Annotated in this window: 17 protein-coding genes; 12 read left to right on the top strand and 5 right to left on the bottom strand. The window is 37.1% G+C overall.

Translation table 11 applies throughout. From position 1 onward, the window contains the following. Positions 1–95 precede the first annotated feature (95 nt). Positions 96–281 carry a hypothetical protein gene (locus M3610_RS21600; RefSeq protein WP_144548516.1) on the bottom strand — a complete coding sequence of 62 codons (186 nt, stop codon included), beginning with the start codon at positions 279–281 and terminating at the stop codon, positions 96–98. A gap of 438 nt (positions 282–719) precedes the next feature. On the opposite strand from M3610_RS21600, the gene M3610_RS21595 reads away from it, so the two are divergent. After that, positions 720–908, top strand: a complete 189-nt coding sequence (locus M3610_RS21595; RefSeq protein ID WP_251462470.1) for a Fur-regulated basic protein FbpA — start codon at positions 720–722, stop codon at positions 906–908. A gap of 106 nt (positions 909–1,014) precedes the next feature. Then, positions 1,015–1,563, top strand: a complete 549-nt coding sequence (locus tag M3610_RS21590; protein WP_251462467.1) for an NADPH-dependent FMN reductase — start codon at positions 1,015–1,017, stop codon at positions 1,561–1,563. An 84-nt stretch (positions 1,564–1,647) separates the two neighbouring features. Here the strand turns inward: M3610_RS21590 and M3610_RS21585 are convergent, their stop codons facing one another. Next, positions 1,648–2,511, bottom strand: coding sequence for an SDR family oxidoreductase (locus M3610_RS21585; protein ID WP_251462465.1), 864 nt, complete (start codon positions 2,509–2,511; stop codon positions 1,648–1,650). A gap of 221 nt (positions 2,512–2,732) precedes the next feature. On the opposite strand from M3610_RS21585, the gene M3610_RS21580 reads away from it, so the two are divergent. Continuing rightward, positions 2,733–3,170, top strand: a complete 438-nt coding sequence (locus M3610_RS21580; protein ID WP_251462462.1) for an Rrf2 family transcriptional regulator — start codon at positions 2,733–2,735, stop codon at positions 3,168–3,170. A gap of 82 nt (positions 3,171–3,252) precedes the next feature. On the opposite strand, the gene ilvB is transcribed toward M3610_RS21580, so the two are convergent. Then, positions 3,253–4,920: a biosynthetic-type acetolactate synthase large subunit gene (gene ilvB, locus M3610_RS21575; RefSeq protein ID WP_251462459.1), complete on the bottom strand. Its 1,668-nt coding sequence runs from the start codon at positions 4,918–4,920 to the stop codon at positions 3,253–3,255. 323 nt (positions 4,921–5,243) lie between these two features. On the opposite strand from ilvB, the gene M3610_RS21570 reads away from it, so the two are divergent. The 6 genes from M3610_RS21570 to M3610_RS28075 all read left to right on the top strand — a co-directional run bounded on the left by M3610_RS21570 (position 5,244) and on the right by M3610_RS28075 (position 12,812). Beyond that, complete coding sequence (locus M3610_RS21570) at positions 5,244–7,982, top strand: hybrid sensor histidine kinase/response regulator (RefSeq protein ID WP_251462456.1); 2,739 nt, start codon at positions 5,244–5,246, stop codon at positions 7,980–7,982. Between the two features lie 32 nt (positions 7,983–8,014). Further along, positions 8,015–8,839, top strand: a complete 825-nt coding sequence (locus tag M3610_RS21565) for a CheR family methyltransferase (protein WP_251462529.1) — start codon at positions 8,015–8,017, stop codon at positions 8,837–8,839. Then, a complete protein-coding gene (locus M3610_RS21560; RefSeq protein ID WP_251462441.1) occupies positions 8,781–10,844 on the top strand; it encodes a PAS domain S-box protein in 2,064 nt (687 codons plus the stop codon). Before M3610_RS21565 ends, M3610_RS21560 begins: the two co-directional genes overlap by 59 nt. A gap of 39 nt (positions 10,845–10,883) precedes the next feature. Beyond that, on the top strand, positions 10,884–11,831 hold the full coding sequence (locus M3610_RS21555) for a sugar ABC transporter substrate-binding protein (RefSeq protein WP_251462439.1): 948 nt from the start codon (positions 10,884–10,886) through the stop codon (positions 11,829–11,831). A gap of 265 nt (positions 11,832–12,096) precedes the next feature. Beyond that, a complete protein-coding gene (locus M3610_RS28530; protein WP_373561686.1) occupies positions 12,097–12,180 on the top strand; it encodes a putative holin-like toxin in 84 nt (27 codons plus the stop codon). A gap of 500 nt (positions 12,181–12,680) precedes the next feature. After that, entirely contained in the window at positions 12,681–12,812 is a 132-nt protein-coding gene (locus M3610_RS28075; protein WP_285851434.1) for a hypothetical protein, read from the top strand. Positions 12,813–13,080: 268 nt separating this feature from the next. On the opposite strand, the gene M3610_RS21550 is transcribed toward M3610_RS28075, so the two are convergent. Together M3610_RS21550 and M3610_RS21545 are read right to left on the bottom strand one after the other, a co-directional pair. Beyond that, positions 13,081–13,236: a type II toxin-antitoxin system antitoxin gene (locus M3610_RS21550; protein ID WP_098573206.1), complete on the bottom strand. Its 156-nt coding sequence runs from the start codon at positions 13,234–13,236 to the stop codon at positions 13,081–13,083. 13 nt (positions 13,237–13,249) lie between these two features. Next, a complete protein-coding gene (locus tag M3610_RS21545; protein ID WP_251462436.1) occupies positions 13,250–14,107 on the bottom strand; it encodes an SPFH domain-containing protein in 858 nt (285 codons plus the stop codon). 196 nt (positions 14,108–14,303) lie between these two features. On the opposite strand from M3610_RS21545, the gene M3610_RS21540 reads away from it, so the two are divergent. From M3610_RS21540 to M3610_RS21530, 3 genes are all read left to right on the top strand, one after another. Beyond that, complete coding sequence (locus M3610_RS21540) at positions 14,304–14,489, top strand: hypothetical protein (protein WP_098573213.1); 186 nt, start codon at positions 14,304–14,306, stop codon at positions 14,487–14,489. Between the two features lie 143 nt (positions 14,490–14,632). Next, positions 14,633–16,933 (top strand): RNA polymerase recycling motor HelD, encoded by a 2,301-nt coding sequence (gene helD / locus M3610_RS21535; RefSeq protein WP_251462434.1) that lies wholly within the window; start codon positions 14,633–14,635, stop codon positions 16,931–16,933. Between the two features lie 52 nt (positions 16,934–16,985). Next, positions 16,986–17,759, top strand: coding sequence for an arylamine N-acetyltransferase family protein (locus M3610_RS21530; protein ID WP_251462431.1), 774 nt, complete (start codon positions 16,986–16,988; stop codon positions 17,757–17,759). Positions 17,760–17,796 lie beyond the last annotated feature (37 nt).

The raw sequence follows: 17,796 nt of genomic DNA, 5'->3' as shown, positions 1-17,796 counted from the left end.
TGAGCCGGATTGTTTTCGTTTGAAAATGTCTTTTAATAAAGAGCGAAAAAAAAGAAGGTGAATTTCACCTTCTTCATTGATTAGTATATTTAATTTTAGCTTCGCTGAATCGTAGAGGTTGAGAAGCTTTTAACCATCTTTTGTAAGTTTCGATGTCCTTCTCTTAATTTTATTGTTTCTTCGATAATTTTTTGGAAGCCTTCCAAATCCCGATCCGTTGCATTTAATAAAGACTTTGGTAGACCTTCGACGATCTGTTGTAGGGTTAATTCCATATTCAAGCAAAATGACCACCTTTCAACTTATTCGTTAGACATCCGTTTCGTCTTCTTTACTATTTTTGTACCGAGAGGTATTTCTCCTGCAATTACGTTAAAAAACTTATCTACATTAATCCTCAAATTTCATGAAGAAATGGAAAATTCCTTCTTTAAAGGACAAATTAAGACGGTAAATCAATATTACAATTCCTATTTGTAGAAAAATATTTGTGTTAAAAGGTTAATTTTGGGTACTATACATAAAACTTTTAAGGTTTGCGATCACATTACATTTGATTAAAAGTTAATTTCAATCGTAACAAAAAAGGCAACTTTTTGTCTTTTATTAAAGGTGACTGACAATTTCTTTAAAAGTCATTAAATACACGCTCAATCGACAAATTATTAAAAATTGTCATTTATAATTGCATTTGTGGAAAGGAGTTGTTAGCCTTCTTTATGAAAAAAATCAAACGAATTTCTGCTCATCAAAAAAGGCAATATTTAATAAATGAACTCATTAGGTTCGGAATTTACAAAAAAAATAATAAACATCTCTATGAATGGACTTTGAGTGAATTAGAAACTGAGTATCAAAATATTGATTCAAGTGAGCTGGAACTTAGCAGCAATCTACAACTGAAGTGATAATAAATACATTATTTGGAATTTCCGCAAGCAAGAATGTTGTAGAAATATTTACGATTAACTATAGTGAAAAATATGATAATTAATAATACTTTGGAGGTTTATCATGAAAATTGTGGCAATTGTAGGTAGCTTAAGAAAAGAATCGTATAACATGCATCTAGCAAAAACAATCCAAGACCGTTACGAGGATAAAATGGAGATTGAAATCGCTGATATCCGTTCTCTCCCATATTTTGACCAAGACGAGGAGAATAACCCACCACAATCTGTAAAGGAATTTAAGGAGGCAATCGCAAGTGCTGATGGGGTTCTCATTATTACTCCAGAATTCAATTGGTCCATTCCTGGTGTGTTAAAGAACGCGTTAGATTGGGCTTCAAGAGTAGACAAGGTTTTCATTGGTAAACCTGTGATGGCATTAGGAGTGACCATGGGCAAGCTCGGAACGGTTCGTGCTCAAATGCACTTACGTGAGATTCTAGCAGCACCTGGTATTCAGGCTAAGATCCTGCCGCCAGGTGGAAATGAAATATTGATTGGCCAAGCGAGTCAGAAGTTTGATGATCAAACAGGTCAGTTGGTGGATGAAGGGACACTTAGTTTCTTAGATAGTAAAGTTGATACATTTATTGATTTTGTAAAATCGATCTGAAATGACTGGAAATCACTTAAAGCAAAAACCGACCACTCTTTAATCGTGAATGGTCGGTTTTTTAATTAGTTTCAAATAACCTGTTTAAGAGATACTTTTAACGATCTGAGTTAAGCCCACACTAATTGGTGTAGCAGGACGTCCAAGAAGTTTCTCAAAATCGTTGCTCTCCACTGCTAGTGTACCTTCTAGAATGCCTTTTTGGATATCAACAAGAAAAGGAAGCAGGAATTCTGGTACGCCAGCCCCTTTCATAATGTCAGCGTAAGTGGAATCATCGACTTGGTGCACAGGGACTTCTTTACCCAATACAGTTCCAACTGCTGATGCCATTTCTTCCTGGGTCAATAACTTGCCAGAAAGTTCGTAAATAGTGTTTTCGTGCCCTGTACCTGATAAGACCACTGCTGCTGCTTCTGCATAATCTTGTTGCAATGCCCAGCCAACTTTTCCTGATCCTGCTGAAGTAACCCAAGGGGCTCCTGCAAGTACGCCCTGAATACTTGAACTTTCATTCTCTAAGTACCAATTGTTCCGTAAGAATGAATAAGGTATGCCTGTTTTTAATATAGCTTCTTCTGTTGCTTTATGCGTTGGAGCAAGGAAGTTTTTACTTTCTGCTGCGTTGGCTAGGCTAGTATAAGCAATAAATTTAACTCCAGCACGCTCTGCTGCAGCAACTGCATTCGTATGCTGTCTAATTCTGGTTTCATTGTCCCCGTCTGCAGAAATCATTAATAGCCGATCAATTCCTGAAAAAGCGGCATCCAATGTGTCTGGGCGATCAAAATCTCCCTGACGAACCTCTACTCCACGAGCCCGTAATCCTTCTGCTTTCTCTGGGTTACGAACACTTACAGCTAGTTGATTTGCTGGTACATTTTTCAATAATGCCTCGACCACTTTTGTCCCCAATTTCCCTGTTGCGCCAGTAACTAATATTTTCATTGATCGTTACCTCCAATTATTTTTAATAGCTTACCTAAAATCAATGTTTTCTTGTATCTAATTCGAATACCTGTATTCATAATAGATACATCCAAGATTTTTGTCAACGATTTTATCTACCTTTTTTATTTTTTATGAATTTTAAGGTATAATAAGCTGTAATCAAATTAAATACATGTATTATGCAATAATTGTGATCAAATAGTAAGAAGGTGAATGAAATGTCAATCAGCAGCCGATTTTCCGTGGGTATTCATATATTGGCTCTTATTGAATTAAATAAAGAGGGGACCAGCTCATCGGAATTTTTAGCAGACAGCGTAAACACGAACCCCACCTTGATAAGAAAAATTATGGGGATGTTAAAAAAAGCTGGGTTAATTGTCGTACAACCAGGTATTGCAGGAGCAAAACTAGCAAAGGAACCATCATATATAACATTGCTTGACGTTTATAAGGCGGTAGACGTAGTCCAGGAAAAAGAATTGTTTAGTGTCCATGAAAACTCACACCCCAATTGCCCTGTGGGAAGGAACATTCAAGATTCTATTACTCCTATATTGACAACGGCTCAATTAGCAATGGAAAAGGTACTCGGAAATGTAACTATTGAAGACATTGTTAAGGATATTGTTGAAAAAGAAAAATTTAATGTCTAATAAATATAAAATGAACATATCTTCATTTTATAATCTTAAAAACGCCAGCTCATTGAATTATTTCAATGGGCTGGCGTTTTTTCTATCTTGAGAGGATGGTTTGATGGTTGTTATGATTAGGGGGCACCATTGGATAGACGTTTTCTTCTTCCATAATATTAAATTCGATGAGAACGGGTCCGGTCTTCTGAAATGCCTCCGAAATGACTTGCTTGGCTTCTTCTTCAGTCTGGGCGCTAAACCCTGCTACACCATAGGCCTGAGCCAATTGAGCGAAATTCGGTGAACACACTTTAACCTGTGAATAGCGGCGCTGATAAAACAGTTCTTGCCATTGACGCACCATGCCAAGATAGCCATTATTTAGAATGGCGATTTTTAACGGCAGCTGATACTTTACAGCTGTAATCAATTCCTGAAGATTCATCTGAAAGCTGCCATCGCCTGAGACACAAATGACAGGCCTTCCCGGTATAGCAGCCGCAGCACCAATCGCCGCAGGCAGACCGTAGCCCATGGTCCCTAAACCGCCAGATGTAATCAGAGTCCTCGGCCGGGTAAATGCATAATGATGGGCAGTCCATATTTGATGCTGGCCCACATCGGTTACGACCACAGTATCCTTAGTGGAATGGTCACTTAACAGCCGAATAACTGACTGGGGGCTAAGGACACTATTGGATCGATCAAAACGAGGGACCGTCCGTTTCCATTCCATCGCTTCACTGATCCAATTTCCTGCATTTTCATTAATTTTTCGATCATCTAATTGATGCTTCAATTTATTAAGAAACTCTTTGGCATCGCTGACAATCGGTAAATCAACAGGGATGATTTTATTGATTTCAGCAGGGTCGATATCGACATGAATCTTTTTCGACGAGGGTGAAAAGCCACTAATTCTTCCTGTTACCCGGTCACTGAAACGTGCCCCAATACTAATTAACAGGTCGCAATGATGGACCGCTTTATTCGCTGCAAATGTCCCATGCATTCCGAGCATCCCTAGGTAAAACGGGTTACTTGCTTCGATGGAACCAATCCCCATAAGCGAGCTGACGACTGGGATACGAGTCAGTTTTACAACCTCTCTTAAGGAATCTGCCCCTCCTGAAGCAATAACCCCGCCCCCAACGAAAATCACTGGCTTTCTAGCCGTTTCAATTAAACGCTTGGCCATTTCGATTGAATTTTCTAAGGATTCCCGTCTAGCTTTTGTTTGAACAAAACGGTGATTCTTTGTTTCATTCAACGAGGTATCTGTAGTGAGTTCAAGTAAAACAGGCCCAGGTCTTCCATCAACAGCAATATTTACGGCATACTTAAGAGCTTTTTGAATACATTCGGTAGAGTTTACTTTTAACGTGTGCTTCAATATTGCCATGGTAAGTCCGGAAATGTTTAATTCCTGAAACGCTTCGCAATTGGTATGAAGGGTTTGATCCTCTATTTGCCCGGCAATGATGACCAACGGAACCGAGTCGCAATAGGCCGTTGCAATTCCTGTTATGCTATTGGTAATTCCTGAAGCAGTTGTTAGCAGGACGACACCAGGTCTGCCTGTAGCCCGCGCAAAACCATCAGCAGCATGAACCGCCGCTTGTTCGTGCTGCATCTGAACATAACGAATTTTTGTGTTTTTCGAAAGCAAAGCCTCTTGGCCTGTACAGCCAAAAAGGCATTTCACACCCAGCGAACTTAATGAATCGATCAACTGTTTCACATTTGAATTTCCTTTTATCCAAGTCATTCCTTCACCTGATTTCTATTTTTAAAGAATATTCTAAAATATCAGGACTTATTTGTATGTGAAATAAATCATATTTTCGAATGTTTTAATTAACTCCCAAAAATCTCTTCAACAGCGCAGCGCTTGTTCGGAAATCAACAGACAAGTATAACACAACCTATAATTAAAAGATTATCTAGACGATAATAATGACATAAAGTAAAATTAAAAAATATGTAAGTTTAATAGAAAGATTTAGCGATTGAAATATTCTATTTTTTCCAATAAATATAATTCGATAAACAATTAAACAGTTAAAAGACGTTAGGAATTAAGGAGGTCTTATGAAATTTAAAACAAAGCTCTATACAAGCATTGGGTCATTACTAGTGTTATTTTTTATCATCGCGGTTATTTTAATGAACATGCTCAAACAAACGACAGTTAATATGAACATTGTTGTAAATGATTTAAATGAAAGAATCGAAATGGCTTCCGAGATTAAATACGAGACTTCGAGAATAGGTCTAGAACTAACCTCGATGTTAACTGTTCGAGGTAAAGATATCCAATTAGATGCAGCGAATTCTTGGGAAGATTCCCATACAAAATTGCAATCTGCGATAGAATCACTAGAAAAAATGGACAAGCAGGAGAAATCGAAGGAACTGATTGCAAAATTTAAAACCTTGCATGACCAGTATTTATATATGGGTCAACAGGCTTTGACAGCCAAAAAACTAAATAGGGAAATGGAAATTCCGGCTGATTTTTGGACGGATTCTGAACTGATTAGTCAAAGAATGATTCAAATTGCCGATCTTCTCTATGGATTGCAAGAACAAAAGATGAAAGATGAACTATTAAGATCTAAAGACACATACAACTGGGCTGTCACCATCATATACATTTATCTTGCCATTGCCTTATGTATTGGGATTGTGTTCACGATTTGGATTATTAGAGGTATCACAAATAATCTTAACAAAATAACAGAAGTGATGAAAAGTGCGATCACAAGTGATTTTAGTTCATTACCCCGAATTAAGATTTCCTCTAAAGGTGAATTGGCTGAAATTGCTGTTTCATTTAATAAAATGGCCCATGCCCTAGAGGAACAAAGTAAACTAGAGAAACAATTAAAAGAAGAAGCAGAAGATCAAAGTTGGCTCAATGCGAAAATTGCTGAAATAGCCACCATCTATCCTGAAGTAGAAACTGTTTCTATGTTAGCGGAATTATTAATTACTAAGCTTGTTCCAATGGTGGGAGCAAGTTGCGGAGTTTTCTATGTTAAGGAAGTGGAAGAGAGAGAGCAGTATTTAAAGAAGATATCGGCCTATGCTTCGCTAGATGATAATAAAGATTATATGCGGTTTCGTATTGGAGAGGGACTTATCGGACAATGCGCCCTTGAAAAACGTTCTATTTTACTCACCAATGTTCCAGACCATTACGTAAAAATAGGATCAGGCACAGGAGCAGGATCACCCAAAAATATTATGATTTTACCGATTCAATTTGAAAATGAAGTACAAGCTGTCATGGAAATTGCTTCATTTGAGTCTTTTAGTCCCCTGCAGGTAAAGTTATTGGAAGCAGTTATTCATAATATTGGTATCAAAATAAACAGTATTGTGAGCCATATGAAAGCAGAAAGATTATTGCAAGAATCACAAGCATTGACAGAAGAACTCCAAGCTCAATCAGAAGAACTGCAGTTACAACAAGAGGAATTAAGGACGACGAATGAAAAACTTGAGGAGCAGTATATAGCCTCTGAACAAAAGAACAGGGAAATTGAAAAGGTGAGAGAGGATCTTGAAGAAAAAGCGCAACAATTAGAGCTCAGCTCACAATATAAATCCGAGTTTCTAGCCAATATGTCACACGAGTTAAGAACGCCACTTAATAGTTTACTAATTTTAGCGCAAATACTTGCTGAAAATGGGGATGGAAATCTTACCGTTGAACAGGTGGAGTATATCCGCACCATCTACTCATCTGGTAATGATTTACTTCTATTAATCAATGATGTATTAGATTTGGCGAAAGTGGAGTCAGGAAAATTAGATGTAAATCCAAAAGAGGTAAATCTTCATGATGTTCAAGATTTTATCGAAAGACAATTTGCCCCTCTTGCGATTCAAAAAAATGTACAGTTTTCAATTAAGATGCAACCGAGTTTAGCAGGGACTGTCTATACAGATGAACAACGGTTACAGCAAATTTTAAAAAACCTCCTTTCTAATGCGTTTAAGTTTACTGAACGTGGCAGTGTATCATTAGATATACGGAGGGAAAGAAAAGACGTCAGTGGGGAGCTTATTGAGGGAGGTTCCCGAGAGCAAGCGATGCTTGCTTTCTCCGTTATTGATACAGGCATCGGCATTGATAAAGACAAACAAAAAACGATATTTGATGCCTTTAAACAAGCAGATGGAACGACAAGTCGTCAATATGGCGGGACTGGATTAGGACTATCCATTAGTCGCGAAATGGCCCAGCTATTAGGTGGATATATAGAGGTAAGTAGTACGAAGGGATATGGAAGCACCTTCACTTTATATTTGCCATTCATTCAAACAAACAGCCATATAGTAGAAAATACTGCTTTTGAAGAAGCCGCCATAAGTCTTTATGAGGATGATTCTCTGAAAGATATAGAAGGCCCAATAAAACAAGAGGGGATTTCTTCTTTGAAAAACAAGAAAATTCTCATTGTGGATGATGATATACGAAATGTGTATGCCTTAACCATCGCGCTTGAGAAGTTTGAAATGGATATCATTGTAGCAGAAAATGGCCGTGAGGGAATTGAAGTATTAAAGGAAAACCCAGAAACAGACCTCGTTTTAATGGACATTATGATGCCTGAGATGGATGGGTTTGAAGCAATGCGGCGCATTCGTCAAATGACTGAATTTCAAACCATACCAATCATCGCTCTCACGGCTAAGGCAATGAAACGCAGCCGAGAAGAATGTTTAGAGGCGGGAGCAACGGATTATATCAGTAAGCCGATCAACTTAGACCAGTTATTTTCCTTAATGCAAGTATGGTTGTATAGTAAGGAGGGGTAGAGATTTTGATAAAGAAACCTAATATTCTACAGATGGATACAGATGAGATAGAAAGAATAGAAATCGATTTACTACTTGAAGCCGTATTTCGATTTTATGGTTATGATTTTCGAAACTATGCCTTTCCTTTCATCCAAAGGAGAATTAACCATCGTGTTCGTAAGGAAAATCTGCCTAGTATATCTGCGCTTCAGGAAAAGGTACTTCGTGATCCAGTTGTTATGGGGGAATTGCTTTCGGATTTCTCGATTAATGTAACAGAGATGTTTCGGGATCCTTCATTTTTTAAGACATTCCGAACAAAGATCATCCCGGTAGTAAGGGATTATCCTGAAATTCGAATTTGGCATGTTGGCTGTTCTACAGGAGAAGAGGTCTATTCGATGGCTATTCTTTTGCATGAAGAAGAGATTTACGAAAAAACGAGAATATTTGCTACTGATATTAACAAATGTGTTTTAGAAAAGGCGAAGCAAGGGACCTTTCCATTAGACAGGATGCAGCTCTACACTAAAAATTATATCGAGGCAGACGGGAAAAGGGCCTTTTCGGAATATTATAAGGCAGTAGATGATAAAGTATTTTTCCATCCCTTTTTGCAAAAAAATGTAGTCTTTGCCCAGCATAATTTAGTAACAGACCAATCATTTAACGAGTTTGATATTATTATATGCCGTAATGTCTTAATCTATTTTAATAAGGATCTTCAAAATCATGTCCACACGTTACTATATAAAAGCCTAAGCCCAGCAGGGTTTCTTGGGTTGGGTATAAGAGAGGGGATAAAATTTACAAGTTATGAACACTGTTACGGAGAATTTGACGGATCAGAAAAACTCTATCGAAAAGTTAACTAGTCCCCATTCTAATAAGGTAAATATATTAATGGTGGATGATCATCCTGAAAATCTATTAGCATTGAAAGCTGTACTTACATCTCCCAATTATCACTTGGTTAGCGCGAATTCAGGTAAAGAAGCGTTAAAGTGTATGCTAAAACAAGATTTTGCTGTTATTTTACTGGATGTACAAATGCCTGGGCTAAATGGTTTTGAAACAGCGAAGCTTATTAAGGCCAGAGAAAAAACCAGACATATTCCCATCATTTTTATAACAGCCATTAGTTTTGATATGGAACATGTGCATGAAGGGTATTCAGTCGGGGCCATCGATTATATTATGAAACCCTTTAATCCCAAAACATTGAAATATAAAATTGAACAATTTGTAAAAATTCATCAAAATCATCAAGAAAATATCGTTCAAACCGATCGAGAACGTATAGTTGAACTGAATGAAATGAATAAAAGGCTAGATAGAACCACCTTAAATTTACGTCGGACAGAGGCATTATCTAAGGCAATTGGTGAAACCATTGTTGATACGATCCTCACGTTTGACGATCAAGGGTTTATATTATCAGTAAATCCTGCTGTAAAAAGCATGTTTGGATACAGTCCTGAGGAATTAACCGGCAGCCATGTAGTGGGGCTTTTTAAAGAGTGGATGGGAACGGGTGTCCAGGCTTCTTCGTTTTCATTCTTCACTTCAATAAAAGAATCTGTAGGAAGAGTGATAGAATCGGTAGCTGCTCGGAAAGATGAAAGTCACTTTTATGCGGATATTCTAATTGGTGAAACCACCATTGAAAAGCAACACCTCTTTGTTTGCAGCATTCGAAATGTCACAGAAAGAAAGCAGATTGAAGAGATTAAGAAACTTCAATTCAATAATATGGAACAAATGGTAGAAAAACGAACGGAAGAACTGTTAAGGGCTAATGAGAGGCTGCAAAATGAGATAGAGGAACGAGAAAGGATTGCCAGCCATCTGTACCGTTCCCAAGAAAGATTTCGTAAAATCTTTGAATCTAGTCCCTGTTTAATGGCGATTTTTTCTCAGAAGAATTTAACCTTTATTGAAGTAAATACTAGTTGGTTAAACTTTACAGGTTATAGCATGGAAGAGTTGGAAAATCACAAAATAAATGTTAAGAATTTTATCGATGAATCCACAGGAAAACCTATCAATCTAGATTTGAAAATTCGTAATAAGAAAATTAGCTATAAGACGAAAAACGGCGATATTCGCGACGGACTATTATCGACTGAAATGATTGATATCCATCCTGAACCATGTACACTCATTGTTTTAACAGATATTACAGAAACCGTTCACCTAGAGAAAGAGATGTCTCGCTTAGACCGTTTGAATTTAATCGGTGAGATGGCAGCAGGAATCGCCCATGAAATTAGAAATCCTATGACTACTGTTCAAGGGTTTTTACAATTATCAAGGAATGACAGCGCAAATTTATCAACAGAAATCATTGATTTGATGTTAGAAGAATTAACAAGGGCGAACTCCATTATCACAGAATTTCTTAATCTAGCCAAAAACAAGGTCAGTGTGAAGAAAAAGCAAAACTTAAATACGATCCTTGAAGCATTATCTCCATTAATTCAAGCAGAAGCCTTTCGGGCTAGCAAACATGTTAAGCTGGAGTTAAATCAGTGTCCGGATATATTCATCGATCAGAAAGAAATTCGTCAACTGGTTCTAAATATTGCTCTAAATGGGCTGGATGCCATGTCGTCTAACGGAAAACTTACAATCAAAACATATACAGAAAAACAGGCCGTCATTTTAGAGATAAAAGATCAAGGACATGGCATTAGCCCGGAAGTCCTACAAAAATTAGGAACACCTTTCTTTACAACAAAGGAGACAGGAACTGGATTAGGTTTGGCGATCTGCTACAGTGTTGCCAAACGACATCATGCCGAAATAGATATAAAAACCGGGGATGAGGGGACTGTTTTCTCAATCCGCTTTCAACTAAGTGCCAGTCCTAATCAGTGATTGTTTCTTTTCTTATATGAAAAGAGAGGGGAGGATATAGTGTTCAAAGATGGAAGACTAGTATTTCTTGTTGGTATAGTTATTGCTGTCATTATTTTCATGTTTATTTCTAATTCATTTGCAGATAAGAGACCGAGAGTTGTTGTTGTATTAAAAGATTTAAACTCACAATATTGGGAAATTATGAAAGAAGGAGCTGAAAAAGCGTTCAGTGACTTTGGGATGGATGGGAAAGTCATTGCCCCTGTTAATGAATCTGCTATAGAACAAAGTAGATTATTAGAAAAGACCTATGAAGAAAATCCCGATGTCTTGATTGTCTCACCTACAGATTCCACAGTTATACCTATACTGGAAAAGTTTACTGAAAACAAAAAAATACCTGTATTACTAGTAGATAACGATTTTCCATGGAGAAACAAAACTTCCTATATCGGAACCAATAACGAAGAATTAGGAAAAAAAGCAGGCGCCCTTTTAGCCTCACAGCTTCAGCCTGGAAATAAAGTGGCCATTATCGGTGGAGATTTGTCCGTCTCCGTATTTAAAGAACGGATAAATGGAGCAAAAAAAGCTTTAAAAGATGCAGGGATCATTGTAGCGTCTGAAACAGTAGGGATATCGCCTGATCCCAAGAGCATAAAAAAAGAAATGACAAAGATATTGCGTGAACATCCTGATATTAAGGGGGTCTTTGCAACTCATGACCTCTCCGCATTGCTTGTAATAAAGGAATTGAAGGAACAAGGTGTTATCATTCCAGTCATTGGAGCAGACGGCATACCCGATATGCTGAAGTTAATCAAGGATGGAACAATATCTAGTACAGTGGCCCAAAACCCTTATGATATGGGATATCTGGCCGTTGAAACAGCATTGAAAGTAACAAAAGGTAAAAATGTTAAAAAAGTCGTTGATACCGGTGTAGATATCATCATTAAAGAGAATGCAACACAGAGATTAGACTTCTATAAATTTTTAAAATGAGTAATTGGGTGTCAGGCACCATCCATTTTTATGGATGGTGTTTATTTTTTCAAACGAAGTGAAAGCAACTTTCAATTATCACCTAGGTATTTATTACCATTTTAACGTTGGGACAAAGAATGATTTCGGACGTAAGGACCTATTTCACCTTTGGAACAAAACATATGTTCCTATTTTTAGGATTACATGATAAAATAAAAGAGCAATAGAGTAGGATTTCTCAAGGGTGATTGGCACATTCCCATCAGAAAGGGGGTGATGCTGATTGACAGTATTTGAAACTTTTATGATTATGTTTGGATTTGGTAGCCTTATCCTTGCAGTTCTATCATTTAATCAAAAAAAATAATCCACCCTAAAGTTAGCTGCCCAAGGTGGATTACTGACACTTAATGCTGATTCCCTTGCATCGGAACCTGCTATTGCATGACCGTTCGGTGTTACCAGCACCCGCGGTCATTTTAATTTATGCGATTATATAGATATATTATAACTAAAATCCCAGTAAAAGAAAATAGAGTATGGGTTTTAGGTTTTTAATGAATTTATTGATGACCAGAGGAACCAATTCTATTCTTTCCATGGAATTATCAACTAGTCGGTACATTCAGTGCTGTTTTAAGTAGCAATTTTATTGATCTTTATAAGCTGGTCGATCAAAAGCTGCTGATTCTCGCATCTAGGATCAAGAGGGTTCGCACTTATTGGTTGGGGGATCAAGTGAAGCGACCGGGTTGATAAATAGACGGAAAAATTCCGCTTAATTATGAAATATTATTAAAAAAGGCTTTAATAGACGGAGAAATTCCGCCTATTAACTCGAAAAATTCGAAAATAGGGGATTTTGCTTTGCATAAGCGGAAAACCTTCCCTTATTTACCCCGAAACGAGCTCCATTCTGCATATAACCGGAAAATCTCCGTTTATTATACTTTTGCTGGTTACTCGATTAAGGACAAACTGCCAACCGGCAGCCAATAACAATGTAAGGGTTGTAGATATCGAACTTACTTCTGAAGATTTGGCTCGTATTGATGCTGTATGTCCAAAGTCATTTGGTAGACGTTATCGGGGATGATGTAACCGGTCAGTTTGGTACAAAATCTCAGGTTAGATGAGTATAGCATACGCTTATTAAGAAGGTATTTTCCCCAGCTTACATTTCCCATTTAAAGACATCAAACCCCTAATTTTCTTTCTGCTTAGCCTAAGAAAATTAGGGGTTTATTTTCTAAAAAAACGGTGCCAACTATTCCTTTTTTAATCTTCCGGCCTTTTTAGCGGCTTCTTTTAGGATGACTTCGATTTGGGCATTAACACTTCTTATTTCATCTTCGGCCCATTTTTCCAGCACTTCATATAACTTCGGATCAATCCGAAGTGGAAATGATTTTCGTTTGCTCATTTATTACACGACCTTAATAGATGCTTCCTGTATTAATAATGGGCTGCGTTCCCTTTTCAGAGACAATGGCGACCATCAGGTTATTGACCATCTGCGCTTTTTTCTCTTCATCCAGTTCAACGATTTCTTGCTCTGCGAGTTGGTCGATCGCAGCTTTGACAAGTCCTACGGCACCATCGACAATCACTTTTCGAGCAGATAATACAGCTTGAGCTTGTTGTCTTTGCAGCATGGCAGAAGCAATTTCAGAAGAATAGGCAAGATGCATGATTCTTGCTTCGATGACATCCACACCAGCTACATCCAATCTTTTTTGTAAATCATACATAAGCACATCCGCGACTTCATCGCTATTTTGACGAAGGGTTAATGGATTTTCAGCATGGTCGAACGAATCATAGGCATATCTGCTTGCAATATGACGCAGACCAGTCTCACTTTGAATTTGGATAAATTTATTATAGTTTTCAACGTCATACAATGCTTTTGCTGCATCTCTTACTTTATATACAACAACCGCAGCAATCTCAATGGGATTTCCTTCAAGATCATTTACTTTTAATCTCTCACTGTTAAAGTTTGTTACTCGTAAGGAGACACTTCTTTTGAATGTAAATGGAATGGTGGCCCATAATCCTTGGTCTCGGATGACACCCAGATAGGTACCGAAGAAAGTTAATACTTTTGCTTCGTTAGGCTGAACAATGGTCAAACTTGTTGCAAGGATTAACCCTAAAATTATGAAGATGACGCCAGTAATTTTCTCTGTGATCGTTCCAGTTACGATTAAAAAGATGCCAAAGCCAATACAAAAAAGAGCAATGACCAGTGCAGCAAACCCATTCATTTTAAAAATTGATTTTTCCTTCATTACGTTCCCTCCATCGTGAATAAGTGATATAAAAGTGATATCACAATTATATCATATTCGGTTGTGAAAAGTGGAAATTCTTTTCAATTTAAGAAAATATGGCGGAGAGTATCGAAAGGAATATTTCAAGCTCTTGTAAAATATTTATATAAAAAACTAACTGTCCCTGTAGAGCTTTAAGAAGGGAGTAAATTCCTTGAATCGAAATCGAAATAAAAATGTACAATTAACCATTGTAATACTGGTTTGCTTATTGGCCATTCTGATTGTCCATGCGCTTCTGAATATTAGAATTTACTTTGTATACAGTACCGGTCTTGGTCCTATTTTTTTAATAGGATTGATTCTTTTCCTCATTGCTTTACTTTATTTCAAAGGGTAAACAAGAATATTGTATTATCACTTACCAAATGGTAAAATATAACTCCATTGTGAAAGAAAGCATCTGCAAAAAAAATTGTAGATGTTTCTTTTTGTGCGTGTTCCATCCCTATAAACTCTATTGAGAGGTGACGGATTAAGAGAATGAGTTCAAACAAACAAAAATCAGTTCGGGAACATAAAGATTATCAAGAAGAAGTGGAACGCTTAGAGTTTACGAAGGAATTTATTAAAAGCGTGTTGGAAATGTCAAAGGGGAATAAAGAACAGTTCGTGGAGAATTTGAAAGAAGCCTTCGCGGAATTGGATACGTCAGATAGTAGTTTAAGCTACATGACCCTCCTGACGAATGCTCAATTTTTAGAATTAGCCGAGAGTGAATTGGAAAGGTTAGAGAGCATCATCGGCAAACCGTACTTCTCTCGAATCAATTTTACGAGCAGCGGTGACACTAACGAAGAGATTTTATATATTGGAAAAGCCTCATTGTTTGACCGTGTCAATCAGATCCCTATTATTGTCGATTGGCGGTCACCGATTGCCAATGTTTACTATGATGGCCGTCTTGGGAATGTAACGTATGATGCTTACGGAGAAACGCAAAGTGGGTATTTATCGCTAAAGAGGCAGTACGAAATTGAGAATGGATTTTTAAAAGATATTAGAGATATCGATTTAACCACGCATGATGAATTATTACAAAAATCCTTATCAGGAAAAGCAGATAATCGCTTAACCGAGATTGTGGCGACCATCCAAAATGAACAAAATGAAGTCATTAGAGCCTCACTTAAACATCCCATTATCGTTCAAGGAGCTGCTGGAAGTGGAAAAACAACCATTGCTCTCCATCGAATTTCCTACTTTCTATACTCTTCTGGATATCGATTTCCTCCAGAAAAATTGATGATTCTTGCACCTAATAAATTATTTATTGATTATATTTCCGCGGTCCTTCCTGATCTCGGGGTAAACAAGATTAAACAAACGACTTATATTGAATTTATGAGTAAGTGCTTAGGGAAGAAAATGAAATTAATCTCTCCTAATTCAAAATTAATGGCACTCATTAACGGAAACGAAAAATCAAACATGATTCAATGGGTTTCCAGTTATAAAGGATCGCTGGAATTTAAGGAGGTCATCGACCATTATTTAAAAGAAATTGAGTTTAATTTGGCCCCTTCCGAGGATTTTATGATTGAAAAGTCCCGCTTGATAAGAGGGGGGAGACTCAAAAAACTATTTATCCAAGAATTTCAATACTTACCTATCTATAAGAGACTCGATAAAATTAAAAATATCTTAGCAAATGATCTAAGATTAAAAAAATCACTGATTCTTTCTAAAATTAATAACAAATATGACGAGGCTTTAGAAAAACTCCTTTTTAGCGGCCGGCCGGAATCAGAAAAAAGGAAGGAAAAAGTAATCAGTTTCATGGATTCAAAAGAAAAAAGAATCAGTTCTGTGGAGAAGGAGTCGAAGGTCGCGATAAAAAATTATATGGCTCCTTTTGTTAAGAAAGATATTTTTACTTTATACAAGGAACTGATGACTTCGCCTGAACTTTTACAAAAGTATGCACGTACACTTTCAGAGAAAGAATGCAGAGCGTTAAGTAAATATTGTCAAAGAAATTTTGATAAAAAAGCACTAGAACTGGAGGATTATGCCCCGTTATTCTATATGAAGGCAAAATTAGAAGGAATCGAAGAACCATATAAAATGAAGAGTATTTTCATTGATGAAGCCCAAGATTATAGTTATTTTCAATTTGCCGCACTTAGAGCGGGTTTTGAAACAGAATTATTTACGATTGTGGGAGATTTAGCGCAAGGGATTCACTCATATCGAGGGTTAAAAAGCTGGGAACCGTTAGTCAAGGAAATATTTCCAACTGCGAATTATCAAACATTACAAAAGAGTTATCGAACCACGGTCGAGATCATGCAGTTAGCCAATGACATACTATCCATTATGAATCAAGACTTGCCAAAAGTGGAACCAGTTATCCGCCATGGGGACAAACCCCGCTTTACGAAAATCGATCCTGCAAATTTAGAACAAGTAAAACAAATCCTTGAAGATGATATTCAGATGATCAAAAAGGAAGAGTTGAACTCGATTGCGATTATTGGAAGAACCGACAAAGAGTGCCTACGAATACATAACATGCTGGAAAATAGCAATCTTCCAATACAGCTATTAGAAGAAAAAGAAGATATGAAAAAGGGCAGCGTGGTTATCTTACCTTCATACCTTTCAAAAGGATTGGAGTTTGATGCGGTACTGATTGTTGCTCTAGATGAAAAGTACAGTGATGAAGAGTTAGATATTAAATTGTTGTATGTAGCCATGACAAGACCAATGCATCGATTGTATCTATACGCAAGTTCACCTTCGGACTTGTTATTGGATCGAGTACCACCGGGACGTTTCTAGTGGTCAGTTAAAAAGCTGTGGAGTGCAAAAAAAGTACAGGGGGGAGAAGGATATGCAAAACCTTACAACCTTATTTCATAAAAGAATAGGTATGCCCAATATCGAAAAAATTACCTTTGAAAAGTTACCGGAGGTTCTTGAAAAAACAGCACGTAACATCCCATTTGAAAATTTATCAATTATTGAAAACAAAACAGGTAAGATTACAAAGGAAAACGTAATCAATAAAATTGTGGCAAGAAACGAAGGCGGCCTTTGTTACGAATTAAATCCGCTTTTTTATTTTTATCTCATAGAAAATGGCTTTAACGCAGTCCTAACAGACGGTGTTGTTTATAATCATGCTGCTGAAGAGTATATTCAACTTGGAAGGACGCATGTAACGGTACTTTTAAATCACGAGGGACAGACGTATTTAATTGACACAGGCTTTGGGGGGAATTTACCTTTAAAACCTGTGCCTTTATCGGGTGAGACTGTTACTTCTGATAATGGAGAGTTTAGGGTTAGAAAAGTAAATCATGAACTAGGGGATTATTGTTTAGAGATGAAACTAAACAATAAGGATACTGAGTGGAAAATAGGCTATATTTTTGATTCGCAGAGATCTATTGAAGATGCGAATCTGAATGAAATCCAAACGATTATTTCCGAACACCCGAAATCCTCATTTAACAAACATCGATTAATCACCCGACTAACCAAAAACGGAAATATTACCCTAACTGATACCACATTTACCCAATGGGAAGATGGAATTCTTTCTAAAGAGACCATTGATCACAAGAAATTTTTAGAGCTGGCAAATCAACATTTTGGGCTATAAATTAAAATACGAAGACAAAAAACACTGATGACAGTAA

Source organism: Neobacillus sp. MER 74, assembly GCF_023714155.1.
Note: the sequence above shows the minus strand (reverse complement) of the source record. Positions and strands in the feature narration are given on the sequence as shown.

Excerpts from the sequence above, each read along its gene's own strand:
- M3610_RS21595 (WP_251462470.1), top strand. The coding sequence starts at position 720 with ATGAAAAAAATCAAACGAATTTCTGCTCATCAAAAAAGGCAATATTTA.
- M3610_RS21590 (WP_251462467.1), top strand. The coding sequence starts at position 1,015 with ATGAAAATTGTGGCAATTGTAGGTAGCTTAAGAAAAGAATCGTATAAC.
- M3610_RS21585 (WP_251462465.1), bottom strand. The coding sequence starts at position 2,511 with ATGAAAATATTAGTTACTGGCGCAACAGGGAAATTGGGGACAAAAGTG.
- M3610_RS21580 (WP_251462462.1), top strand. The coding sequence starts at position 2,733 with ATGTCAATCAGCAGCCGATTTTCCGTGGGTATTCATATATTGGCTCTT.
- ilvB (WP_251462459.1), bottom strand. The coding sequence starts at position 4,920 with ATGACTTGGATAAAAGGAAATTCAAATGTGAAACAGTTGATCGATTCA.
- M3610_RS21570 (WP_251462456.1), top strand. The coding sequence starts at position 5,244 with ATGAAATTTAAAACAAAGCTCTATACAAGCATTGGGTCATTACTAGTG.
- M3610_RS21565 (WP_251462529.1), top strand. The coding sequence starts at position 8,015 with ATGGATACAGATGAGATAGAAAGAATAGAAATCGATTTACTACTTGAA.
- M3610_RS21560 (WP_251462441.1), top strand. The coding sequence starts at position 8,781 with ATGAACACTGTTACGGAGAATTTGACGGATCAGAAAAACTCTATCGAA.
- M3610_RS21550 (WP_098573206.1), bottom strand. The coding sequence starts at position 13,236 with ATGAGCAAACGAAAATCATTTCCACTTCGGATTGATCCGAAGTTATAT.
- M3610_RS21545 (WP_251462436.1), bottom strand. The coding sequence starts at position 14,107 with ATGAAGGAAAAATCAATTTTTAAAATGAATGGGTTTGCTGCACTGGTC.
- helD (WP_251462434.1), top strand. The coding sequence starts at position 14,633 with ATGAGTTCAAACAAACAAAAATCAGTTCGGGAACATAAAGATTATCAA.
- M3610_RS21530 (WP_251462431.1), top strand. The coding sequence starts at position 16,986 with ATGCAAAACCTTACAACCTTATTTCATAAAAGAATAGGTATGCCCAAT.